This is a genomic window from Kordiimonas lipolytica, from assembly GCF_001550065.1.
In genome coordinates this window covers 50,177-61,791 of record NZ_LRUB01000024.1, presented here as the reverse complement: position 1 = coordinate 61,791, position 11,615 = coordinate 50,177, and the positions used below count along the sequence as shown (strand labels likewise).

Here is an 11,615-nt window from a genome sequence, read left to right as displayed (position 1 = left end):
TTCGAAATGCCGCGCCATGGTTAGCCCAGAGCCTTCTTCTGTGCGGCCGTGATCTGATCACAGCCGATGCGGGCGAGGCGAAGCATGCGCAGGAACTCTTCCTCCGAAAACGGCTCTTCTTCTGCTGTGCTCTGGATTTCTACAATCCCGCCCTTGCCGGTTAGGACGAAATTGGCGTCGGTTTCCGCCGCGCTGTCTTCGTCATAATCCAGATCCAGCACCGGGGTGCCCTTGTAGATGCCGCAGCTGATGGCGGAAACGCTGTCGGTGAACGGCATCTCACTGATCAACCCTTCGCGCATCATCCATTCAAACGCCAGATGAAGGGCCACATAGGCGCCGGAAATGGACGCCGTGCGGGTGCCGCCGTCAGCCTGGATCACATCGCAGTCCACGCGCACCTGACGCTCGCCGACTTTGCGGAGGTCCACAACGGCCCTGAGCGCGCGACCGATCAGGCGCTGGATTTCCTGCGTGCGACCCGACTGCTTGCCTTTGGCGGCTTCCCGCGGCATCCGGCCATGGGTGGACCGCGGCAGCATGCCATATTCCGCCGTCACCCAGCCCTTGCCGGTGTTCCTCAGCCACGGTGGGCAGCTGTCCTCAACGGTGGCGGTTACCAGCACATGGGTGTGGCCAAATTTCACCAGGCAGCTGCCTTCAGCATGCTTGGAAAAGCCGGGGGTCATCTCAAGGGTGCGAAGCTCGTCACCCGCGCGTCCACTGGGTCGCATGGAAAATCCTTTGTTTTTGGCAGTTCTTCTGTTGCTTCTTCTACCCACTCACCCCATTTAGGTCAAAGGTGAAAGCGCTTCTGCGCCGCCTTTCGGCCGATTATTCGATTGAAGCGTGTCACCGGCTTTTTTATTGTAGCCAAGGATAGAAGGCAGGGACAGAAGGCAAAAGCATGTCACTTGCAGTTTTGAACGAACGATCGAAATCCATCTTCCGCCAGATTGTAGAGACATATCTGGACTCGGGCGATCCCGTCGGCTCGCGCACCATCAGCCGGGCGGACGGGATTGACGTGTCTGCCGCCACCGTTCGGAACGTGATGGCGGACCTGGAAGATGCAGGCCTCCTTGTTTCCCCGCATACGTCCGCGGGCCGCATCCCCACAGACCTTGGCCTTCGCTTTTTTGTCGATGGCCTGATGGAGGTGGGCAACCTGACCCGTGAGGAGCGGGCGTCCATCAAAGGCCAGTGTTCCGCCACGGGTCGCGCGCTTGAAGATGTGCTCTCAGATGCCACCAAGGCGCTGTCGGGCCTGTCGCGCTGCGCGTCTGTCGTGATGGTCCCGAAGCAGGACCTGACGGTCAAGCATATCGAGTTTGTACCCATAGCCCCCGACCGCGCGCTTGTGGTCATGGTGGCCGAAGACGGCAGTGTGGAAAACCGCATTATCACAATCCCGCCCGGCTTGCCGCCGTCCGCGCTTATTCAGGCGGGCAATTACCTGAGCACCCGGCTTGTGGGCCGCACGTTCGACCAGGTGCGCGGGGGTGTGGAGCAAGAACTGAAGACCCGGCAGGCGGAACTGGATGAGCTGACAGGCAAGGTGGTATCCGAAGGGTTGGCCGTTTGGGGCGGGGGCGACGACAAGGCGTCGCTTCTGATCTCAGGGCAGGCCAACCTTCTGGATAACGTGCAGGCGGCCGAGGACCTGGAGCGTATCCGCCAGCTCTTTAACGAGCTTGAGCGCAAAAAAGACTTGATCCGCTTGATGGAACTCGCCAAAGACGGGCGAGGCGTGCGCCTGTTTATCGGGGCCGAGAATAATTTATTTTCGCTTTCGGGTTCATCTCTCGTTGTCTCTCCCTATATGAACGGGGCGAACAATATTGTAGGAGTGATCGGGGTAATCGGCCCAACGCGGCTGAATTATTCCCGGATTGTGCCGATGGTGGATTATACCGCGCGGGTGATTGGCCGGATGCTCTGATGCATCAGCCCCCGCATTTTAACGGAATGAAGAGTAAAGAGAGCAGTCCATGAGCGAACAAGAGACCAACAAGCCGGAAGAGCAGATGGAAGAAGCCGCAGCCGCTGAAGCTGCAGCCGAAGCGCAGGCCGGGGAAGAGACGGGCGCAGAAGAAGATGTTGTCGCCCAGCTGAAGTCCGAGAACGCTGAACTGAAAGACCGCCTTGTGCGCGCGCTGGCGGAAACGGAAAACGTCCGCCGCCGGGCCGAGAAGGACAAGGCGGACGCCAGCGCCTACGGCGTGACCGCCTTCGCCCGCGATATATTGAATGTGTCTGACAACCTGAAGCGCGCACTTGAAGCTGCACCTGCGGAAGTTTCCGAAGACCTCAAAGGCTTCGTGGACGGTGTGGAGATGACAGAGCGCGAGCTTCTGAACATTCTGGAGCGCCACGGTATCCGCAAGGTGGAGCCTGAAGTGGGCGAGAAATTCGACCATCAGTTCCACCAGGCCATGTTTGAAGTGCCAACAAGCGAGCATACGCCCGGCAGCGTGATGCAGGTTGTGGCCGCAGGCTATGTGATCAAGGACCGCCTGCTTCGCCCCGCCATGGTGGGCGTGGCAAAAGGCGAGCCGCAGAAGGTGGACCAGGAAGTCTAAGCCTTCTCTGAAACCAGGAACGAAAAAGCCCCGCAACTCTCGCGGGGCTTTCTTTTTGTCTGAGCCGTCATACCGGCGTAAGCCGGTATCTCTGTCAATTGGAACCCGGTTGGGTGAACAGGCCCCGGCCTGCGCCGGGGCGACAGTATTTTAGCCGATCAGCTCGCCAGCGATGGCTTTATCAACAAGCGCCAGGGTTTCTTTGATGCCGTAAAGCGCGATGAAGCCGCCCATGCGCGGGCCCTGGCTTTGACCCAGCAGCACTTCGTAACATGCCCCAAACCAGTCGCGCAGGTTCTCGAACTGGGCGTCTTTGCCCGCTGAGTAAACCTCGGTCATGATCAGCTCGGCGTCATGCTCGTTCGGGTCCAGCGCTTCAAGGCGCAGCTTCAGGCTTTCAAAGGCTGCTTTTTCCTGCGGCTCCGCCAGACGGTAGGTCTTTGTTGGTTTGACGAAGTCGTCATAGTAGCGGATCGCATAGGCCATCAGGCGGTCAAGTTCCGGGTGGTTCTCGGCGTTGGTGCCTTCTGCGTAGCGGCTGACGAAGCCCCAAAGCGTGTCTTTATTGTGCGCGTTTGCAGCCGACACAAGGTTCAGCAGAAGCGCGAAGCTAACCGGCAGGTCATACTCAGGCACGTTGCCGCCATGGATGTGCCATGCCGGGCTCTTGTAGCGCGCGCCTTCGTCCTGCTCGTGGAACTTGCTTACAAAGGTATAATATTCGTCGACCGCCTTCGGGATCACGTCAAAATACAGCCGCTTGGCCTTCTTCGGCGCCTGGAACATATAGAGGGACAGGCTCTCCGGGCTTGCGTAGGCCAGCCAGTCTTCAATCGTCAGGCCGTTGCCCTTGGATTTGGAGATTTTCTTGCCTTCCTGATCCAGGAACAGCTCATAGTTAAAGCCCTCTGGCGGTTGGCCACCCAGGATGCGGCGAATGATGGATGAAAGCTTCACGCTTTCGATCAGGTCTGCGCCCGCCATTTCATAGTCGACATCCAGCGCGTCCCAGCGCATGGCCCAGTCCACTTTCCACTGGCATTTCACCTTGCCGCCGGTGACTTCGGTCTCAAATCGTTTGCCGGCTTCATTCTCGAACGAAATGATGCCTGCTTCCGGGTCTTCAACGCGCACAGGCACCTGCAGTACCACACCGGTATCCGGGCAGAGCGGCAGGAACGGGCTATAGGTTTGGCGGCGCTCTTCACCAAGGGTTGGCAGCACCACATTGATGACCTTGTCGTACATGCGACAGATCTTGAGAAGCGTCTCATCAAATTGGCCAGACTTGTAGCATTCGGTCGCCGAATAGAAGTCATACTTGAAGCCGAACTGGTCAAGGAAGGCCTGCAGGCGGGCGTTATTGTGCGCGCCAAAGCTTGGGTGCGTGCCGAAAGGGTCAGGCACCTGCGTCAATGGTTTGCCAAGCGCGCCCTGAAGAAGCTCCTGGTTCGGCACGTTGGTCGGCACTTTGCGCAGGCCGTCCATATCGTCCGAAAAGCAGATCAGCTTCGTCGGGATATCGGAAATTTCCTGGAAGGCGCGCATCACCATGGTCGTACGCGCAACTTCACCGAAGGTACCGATGTGCGGCAGGCCGGATGGGCCGTATCCCGTTTCAAAGAGCACATAGCCCTTCTCGGGTTTGCCCGATTTGTACCGTTTGACCAGCTTCTCGGCTTCCTGGAAAGGCCAGGCTTTGGACGCGAGGGCGAGGTCAATGTTACCGGTCATAATCGTTACCTTCTCTGGTAGTTGAAATCAGCCGCGGAAGCTAGGCTCTCTGCGGCGTTCCGTCAAGATATAGCTTATTTCCCATCACGCAACTTATTCACTGTTTTTTGGATCATTGCCTCGCTATGCTCCGGGGCCATGGAAGACCTTGTTGTTAGTGCGGAGATGAAAGGCGCGGACCTCTCTAGGCTGCCTGTGGCAGTGGTGGGGGCCCGAAGTGCGCAGTTTCTCTCAGGTCATGGCGAGTTTGAGCGCCTCTCGCTTGAGGATGCGGCAGAGCGAATTTCCCGTGAACCTCACCTGATGGTCAACCGGGTGATGGCGGCCCGCAGGCTTGGGCTGCCGCCGATCCGCGCGTTTGACGCATTGGAGCTATACGCATTTGTCAGGCCTGCGCGTTACTGCCTGCCCACCATTCAGGGACTGATGGAAGCCCTGCATCTCAGCCTCGATATCGACTCGGACGAGGATAAATGCCTGGCCGTCAAGGCGATTGCCGAGCGGTTGCTTGTCGACATGGAAGCCCAGACCTATGCCTACCGGGCCGGGGGCGCGAAGGTGGCCATGATGATGGCGCGCGCAGGCTGGACATGGGGGCCTTACGCCCTGAAGGCGATAGAGACCTACCCTGACCACAGCCGTGAAGATGGCCTCCTTGTTTGGACGGCACTCACGGAATGGGAAGATGGTGCCCCGCCGCCCCCGCCGGGGGACGAGCCAGTGGAGGCGGATGAAAGCCAGTCACGCCTTGCAGACCTCCTTGGTGAAGGCTCTGAAACGCGGGAAGGCCAGCAGCGCTATGCCGCCGCAGCGACCCACGCTTTTCGCCCGCGCGAATTCAAGGACGGCCCGAACCTGCAGCTTCTGGAGGCCGGCACAGGCACAGGCAAGACGCTGGGCTATATTGCGCCCGCCAGCATGTGGGCGCAGAAAAACGACGGGGCCGTGTGGCTCTCCACCTACACCAAGAACCTGCAGCGCCAGTTGGATCAGGAACTGTCAAAGCTTTACCCGGACCCCAAGGTGAAAGCCAAACGAGCCGTGATCCGCAAGGGCCGCGAAAACTATGCCTGCCTTCTGAACATTGAGGAAACGCTGCGCGCCGTGATGATGCGGGCGGGGGTTAATGAATCCAAAGGCATGGACAGGGACAAGATCCTGATGGGGCTTGTGGTCCGCTGGGCGCGCTATAGCCGCGACGGCGACATGATCGGCGGCGATTTCCCCAGCTGGCTTGGGGCGCACTTCGGCGCCGGGCGCATCGCGGGGCTGACGGACCGGCGCGGCGAATGCCTCTATTCCGCCTGCGCCCATTTCCGCAAATGTTTTGTCGAAAAGACGGCGCGCAAGGCCAAGCACGCAGACCTTGTGGTGGCCAACCATGCGCTGGTGGTCACCCAGGCCGCCACCCGCGGGGATGACCCGGACCTACCGCGCCGCTTGGTGTTTGATGAAGGCCATCATGTGTTTGAAGCGGCCGACAGTGCCTTTTCCGCCCACCTGACCGGGATGGAAGGGGCGGAGCTCAGACGCTGGCTGAGAGGCAAAGAGTCGGGTGGCACGACAAGGGCGCGGGGTCTCAAATCCCGGCTTGAGGAACTGATCAGCGACGATATGGACGCCAGGAAACTTCTGGAAGAGGTGCTGGACGCCGCAAGCCTTTTGCCGTCAGACAATTGGCTGGGGCGCGTGACCGGCGCGGCCGCCATGACCCGTTTTGAGACCTTCCTGATGCTTGCGCGGGCGCAAGTGTTGGCGCGGTCGGACGCCAATGAAGGCCCGTACGGCCTTGAAGCCACTACATCTGAGCCGATTGAAGGGCTTGTGGACGCCGCCCACGCGCTGGGCGAAGCCTTGATGCAGCTCGCCAAACCCATGGGGGCGCTTGCGGTGTTGCTCGTAAGGCGCCTGGATGAAGACGCTGAAGTGCTCGATAGCACGTCGCGCGGACGGCTTGAAGCCAGCGCGCGGTCGCTGAAGCTTCGGGCAGACACGGTGATGATGTGGGCCCAGATGGCTGAAGGCTTCGGCGCACCGGTGCCTGAACAATTTGTTGAGTGGCTGATGCTGGACCGCGCATTCGGGCGTGAGCGCGATATGGGCTTGTGCCGCCATTTCATTGACCCCACCAAACCCTTCGCCGATGTGGTGCTGGAAAACGCCCACGGTGTGGTGATCACGTCTGCTACGCTGCGCGACAAGGCCCAAAGCGATGATGCCTGGCGCACGGCCGATATGCGCACGGGCGCGCAGCATCTGACCATCGCGCCCAAGCGGCTCGGGGTGCCGTCGCCGTTCGATTATGCGGCCCAAACCAAAGTGCTGATTGTGGGTGACGTTAACAAGCATGACCCAGTGCAGGTGGCGTCAGCCTACCGGTCGCTCTTCATGGCGTCAAAGGGTGGGGCGCTCGGGCTTTTCACGGCCATCAGCCGCCTCCGGTCAACCTATGAGCAGATTGTCGGGCCGCTTGAAAGCATGGACATCCCCTTATATGCCCAGCATGTGGACCCGGTGGATACAGCAACCCTTGTGGATATTTTCCGCGACGAGCTGGACAGTTGTCTCCTGGGTACGGACGCAGTCAGGGATGGGGTGGACGTGCCGGGTGAAAGTTTGCGCCTGATTGTGTTTGATCGGGTGCCTTGGCCCCGGCCCACGCTGCTGCACCGCGCGCGCCGCGCGGCCTTCGGCGGGCGCGGTTATGACGAAATGCTGACGCGCCTCAAGCTGGCGCAGGCATACGGGCGGCTGGTGCGGCGCGCGGGTGACCGCGGCGTGTTCGTCATGCTGGACGGCCAGACCCCAACCCGCCTTCTTGAAGCCTTGCCGGAAGGCGTGGAGATTGAGCGCGTGGGCCTTGCAGACGCTGTCAAATCCATCTGTGAATTCTTCCCGGAAACCGGCGAATAAGAAAATGTTGAAGTTGAGTTTTTCCCATACACAGGGTAAGCCCTGAAACATTATGTTTGGGGGCGTTCAATGAACGAAACACGATTTGATTTCGTGACAGTTGTCTTTTCCGCCGATCTCAGGCTTTTGCAGCTGCAGGCTCGCTCGCTCGCCCGTTTTGCCGACCCATCGAATGTCGGAAAAATTCATGTCATTGTGAATGATGCCTGTTTCAAGTCAGTTGGACGGCTTTTCCGGCGCGATGTGCTGCCGGAATATGGTGCGCTTGCCCCGAAGGTCAGGCTGTGGGATTACCGCGAACTGTGGCCTGGGGGCACAAGCAAAACAGGTTGGCGGTCCCAGCAAGCGGTCAAGCTTTTGGCCGCGAACCTGGTAGAAACCGAAAACTTTGTGATTCTGGATGCAAAGAACCATTTGATCCGACCCCTGACAAGTGACGCACTGATCACTGAGGATGGCAGGCTCAGGTCGCACATGTACCGAATTCACCCTGGTTTTGCGGACCATTTCCGTCGCGCCTGCGCCTATTTCGGCTATGAAGGGGAGCCCGACCTGACCACAGGACTGCCCACCTCAACGCCCTTCTTGATGAAGCGCGATTTGGCGCAGGCGTTGATGGCAGAAATTGAAGCGCGCGAACACATGCCCTTCCCGGACTATTTCATGGAAAGTCGGGCTTTCACAGAATTCTACCTCTATTACGCCTATATCCTAGCGCGGCTCGGGGATGTCTCACAGCTTTATCAAAACCGGATGTCGCCTACGGCCACCCTGTTTGTTGGATTGGCGGGCAAACTGGAAGAAAGCATTGAGCTGTTCAAACGGTTTGAAAATCCGGCTGTTTATTGCATGGGGGTTCATCGGGAGGTCTTGTTGCAGGCCGATGCTGGACAGATAGAAATGATAAAGGACCTGTGGGCGCGCTTTGGTTTGGTGACCGACCCTAAAGAAGCAGCTTATTTCACCACATTCACCAAGCCCTTCCCCAAGTGGCGCCGTTTCCTGCCACTTTGAGGATTTCAAGACCTTTTTCTTGTGTCCGGACTGTGCCGTCGGCTACTCTCTAGCCACGACGAGAGGAGTTTATGTATGTCGACAATCAGTCCAGAAACCGCGCTAGTTTACGCCATGGTCACCGTGTCCGCGTCGGATGATGAAATGACCGATAGCGAACTGAACCGGATGACCGGGATCATTGGCTATCTGCCGGCTTTCCGGAATTATAATATCGAGCGCCTGCGCACGGACACCAACACCTGTATCGAGCTACTCCAGAGCGAAGAAGGCCTTGATGCCGTACTTGGCCTGATCGAGGAAGCCGTGCCCGCTAGCCACATGGACCTGATTTATGGTCTGGCATGCGAAGTGGCGGCATCTGACGGCTCGCTGAGCCAGGAAGAGCTGCGCCTTCTTGAGATGATGCGTCACTATTTCGATATCGACCGGCTGACGGCTGCGGCGATCGAGCGCGGTGTGGCCGCGCGGCAGAAAACCTTCTCCTGAGCTTCTGGCCAAGGGTAGAGATGGAAGGGTGCCGTTTGGCGCCCTTTTTTGTTTGCCTGCGCGAGGCCTGTTTCAAAGGGCCGATGTGGGTTTAGTCTGTTTCTAGCGGATAGGCTGGCAGGTTCTTGTGATCGCGGATACTCGCGAACGGGGTGGCGGCTTCCAGCGCGGCTTCGAGGCCGTCCTCACTCCCTGCTACAATCATGGCGCCAATGGTCCTGGCCTGAGCAACCAGAAACCGGTCAAAGGCGTCATGGGCAGGCAGGGCGGAAACCTGTTTGATTTCCTCAAGCGCTTCTTTGTGCTCATCCTTCTTGCCATAGGCCAGATATTTGATGAATTCGAACCGCACGCCGATGTCATTGGGTGCAAGCGTTACGGCCTTCTCGAATTGCTGGCGCGCGATGCCGCGCTTGGCCCCGAGCGCCAGCCGGGCAAAGAAACCGGCTTCATACACGGTGGTATGCCAGCCGCCGAGGGCGGCGTGAAGGATGCCGTAGTCGCCTGAGACAACTATAAGGTCTTCCAGCTTCCGGCGTGATGCTTTTGCGTATTTCACCTTCTTCAAACGCTTGCCTTCAAACCCAAGGCCGACGGCATAGCTGATCCGGGCGTCCAGTTGGTCGCCATCCAGCTCAATCGCCGCATTGCAGTCATCAAGCGCGCGGTGCAGCGTATGCACCTGGGTTTCGCCGTTTTCAAAAAAGCCGCCCAGCACCAGTCCGGTTCGGCAGGCAGCGGCATAGCCTTCAGCGCCACCGGCCGCTTCAAAAAGGTCTCGGGCTTTCTGGTAATCCCCGGCTCGATAGGCCTCCCAGCCTGCGTTAACGTCTGCGTGCGCTGACGGCGGGCCAAGGAAAAGGAGACAAAGCGTAAAAACCAGAACTCTCATATGCGCCATTTTAAGCGAGCAGTTATGAACAATCGTATAATGCGCCCGGATGCCCAATGGTCAGGCGCGCCAGAAAACAGGGGAAAACAGCACGAGCACGGAGAACAGCTCCAGCCGCCCGATAAGCATACCGATTGAAAGGAGCCATTTGGCTGTGTCCGTGAGGCTGGAGAAATTGCCAGCGGGGCCAACCACATCGCCGATACCGGGCCCGACATTCGCCATCGCGGTTCCCACAGCCGACATGGCGGTGACAATATCTGTCCCTGTACTGGCGACCAGGATCGACAGGATCAGGAAGATGGCCATGAAGAACATCAGGAAGCTCATAACAGAGCCGCGCACATCGTCCGGGATCGGGCGGCCGTTATAGCGCGCCACGAACACGCCGTTTGGCTGCAGTGTGTGCCTGATCCAGCTTCGCATGGACTTGAGCAGCACCTGAAAGCGGAAAATCTTGATACCGCAGCTGGTGGACCCGGCGCAGCCGCCAATAAACATGACAAAGAAGAAAAGCGTGCTGGAGAAGGCGCCCCACTGGCCATAGTCCGTCGAGGCATAACCCGTGCCCGTGAGGACAGAGATGATATTGAGGCTGCCATACCGGAAGGCCTCAGCCACGGTGAAATCCTTCCAGATCACCAACCACACGGTGACAAAGGCGCACAGAAAGGCAACAAGCCACAGGAACCCCCGGGTCTGTTCATCCCGCCAGAGCGCGAGCGGCCTGCCCCTGAGGAGCTGTAGAAACAGCAAAAAGGGGATCGACCCGATGATCATGAAGGCCAGGGCAATCATGTCGACGCCGTAGCTGTCGAACTTGCCGATTGAGGCATCATAGGTGGAAAAGCCGCCGGTGGCGATGGTGGTCATGGAATGGGCCAGCGCGTCAAACGCGCCCATGCCTGCCAGCATGTAAAGCATCATACAAAGGGCCGTGAAAGCCACATAGATGCCGCTGATGGCAACTGAAATCTGGGCTGCGCGCGGCAGGATCTTCTCAACCGTTTCGAAGCTTTCGGTCCTGAAAACCTGCATGCCGCCCACCTGCAGCATCGGCAGCACGGCGACAGCCATCACAACAATCCCGATTCCGCCGAACCACTGCAATAGCGCCCGCCACAGAAGAATGCCGGGCGGTGCATGATCCAGCCCACTGATGACGGTGGACCCGGTGGTCGTCAGCCCGCTCATGGCCTCGAAATAGGCGTCGGTGAAGCTGAGGTCCAGTTCCGAGAAGGCAAGCGGCAGCGCTGCGAAGCCCGGCAGCACCGCCCAGGCCAGCGTGGTCACAAGGAAAGCCTGCCTGAGGTTCAGCGTATCGCTGCTGTCACGGGTGGAGAGCATTAGCATGCCGCCAACGACGGCTGTAAGGAACAGGGCGATCAGGAAGGTTTGCCAGTCGGGGTTGCCCATCACCAGATCTGTCAGGGTCGGCAGGATCATGCCTGCGGCCAGTAACACAACAAGCGCGCCAAGCGTGTAAAGAACAGGTCTCAGGTCCATGTATGCCGGGTTTCCCGCTGATCCAACTGTGGCTTAAACGATATCAATGTCTAATTGATATCAAGCGACGTATGGGGACTATCCAGCGAAAAGGCAGGAATTTCAACATCAAAGGTATGGCCGTCGGTGCGGCGCATCTCGTAAGAACCGCCCATGAAGCCGGACGGCGTGGAAAGCGGCGTGCCGCTTGTATAGATGAAACTGTCGCCGGGGCTGATGAGCGGTTGTTCGCCCACAACACCCTCGCCGCGCACTTCATGGATGCCGCCAACGCCGTCGGTGATGATCCAGTGTCTGCTCAGAAGCTTGACCGGGGTATCGCTCTTGTTGGTGATCTTGATCCTGTAGGCCCAGACATACTGGCCCTCTTCAGGCTCTGACTGTTCATTCAGGAAATAGCTCTGGACAGCGACATGCACACCTTCCGTTTCCGCTTCAAACGTCAGTACGCCATCAATCAGATCGTCATCGCTGTCCATAATGTC

General features: G+C 58.8%; 10 protein-coding genes. 5 read left to right on the top strand and 5 right to left on the bottom strand.

All coding sequences use genetic code 11. The features are described 5' to 3' along the window. Nucleotides 1-20: 20 nt before the first annotated feature. Nucleotides 21-734: a ribonuclease PH gene (gene rph, locus KORM41_RS12005; protein ID WP_068148132.1), complete on the bottom strand. Its 714-nt coding sequence runs from the start codon at nt 732-734 to the stop codon at nt 21-23. 173 nt (nt 735-907) lie between these two features. Here rph and hrcA point away from each other — a divergent pair, with 173 nt between their 5' ends. After that, complete coding sequence (hrcA, locus tag KORM41_RS12000; protein WP_068148130.1) at nt 908-1,942, top strand: heat-inducible transcriptional repressor HrcA; 1,035 nt, start codon at nt 908-910, stop codon at nt 1,940-1,942. A gap of 49 nt (nt 1,943-1,991) precedes the next feature. After that, the gene (gene grpE, locus KORM41_RS11995; RefSeq protein WP_068148127.1) at nt 1,992-2,582 is read left to right on the top strand and encodes a nucleotide exchange factor GrpE; all 591 of its coding nucleotides are present in this window, start codon (nt 1,992-1,994) and stop codon (nt 2,580-2,582) included. 150 nt (nt 2,583-2,732) lie between these two features. Here grpE and KORM41_RS11990 read toward each other — a convergent pair whose 3' ends face one another. Beyond that, complete coding sequence (locus KORM41_RS11990) at nt 2,733-4,316, bottom strand: lysine--tRNA ligase (RefSeq protein WP_068148124.1); 1,584 nt, start codon at nt 4,314-4,316, stop codon at nt 2,733-2,735. 138 nt (nt 4,317-4,454) lie between these two features. On the opposite strand from KORM41_RS11990, the gene KORM41_RS11985 reads away from it, so the two are divergent. The 3 genes from KORM41_RS11985 to KORM41_RS11975 all read left to right on the top strand — a co-directional run bounded on the left by KORM41_RS11985 (nt 4,455) and on the right by KORM41_RS11975 (nt 8,732). Beyond that, a complete protein-coding gene (locus KORM41_RS11985) occupies nt 4,455-7,229 on the top strand; it encodes an ATP-dependent DNA helicase (RefSeq protein ID WP_082719894.1) in 2,775 nt (924 codons plus the stop codon). Between the two features lie 69 nt (nt 7,230-7,298). Beyond that, entirely contained in the window at nt 7,299-8,243 is a 945-nt protein-coding gene (locus KORM41_RS11980) for a DUF6492 family protein (protein WP_068148122.1), read from the top strand. Nucleotides 8,244-8,318: 75 nt separating this feature from the next. Further along, nucleotides 8,319-8,732 carry a tellurite resistance TerB family protein gene (locus KORM41_RS11975; protein WP_068148119.1) on the top strand — a complete coding sequence of 138 codons (414 nt, stop codon included), beginning with the start codon at nt 8,319-8,321 and terminating at the stop codon, nt 8,730-8,732. 91 nt (nt 8,733-8,823) lie between these two features. Here the strand turns inward: KORM41_RS11975 and KORM41_RS11970 are convergent, their stop codons facing one another. The 3 genes from KORM41_RS11970 to apaG are packed head-to-tail and all read right to left on the bottom strand — an operon-like array spanning nt 8,824 to nt 11,609. Next, entirely contained in the window at nt 8,824-9,624 is an 801-nt protein-coding gene (locus KORM41_RS11970; protein WP_156431967.1) for a PIN domain-containing protein, read from the bottom strand. 60 nt (nt 9,625-9,684) lie between these two features. Beyond that, complete coding sequence (locus KORM41_RS11965) at nt 9,685-11,130, bottom strand: TrkH family potassium uptake protein (RefSeq protein WP_068148111.1); 1,446 nt, start codon at nt 11,128-11,130, stop codon at nt 9,685-9,687. A gap of 50 nt (nt 11,131-11,180) precedes the next feature. After that, nucleotides 11,181-11,609 carry a Co2+/Mg2+ efflux protein ApaG gene (apaG, locus tag KORM41_RS11960; RefSeq protein ID WP_068148108.1) on the bottom strand — a complete coding sequence of 143 codons (429 nt, stop codon included), beginning with the start codon at nt 11,607-11,609 and terminating at the stop codon, nt 11,181-11,183. Between the last annotated feature and the right edge of the window lie 6 nt (nt 11,610-11,615).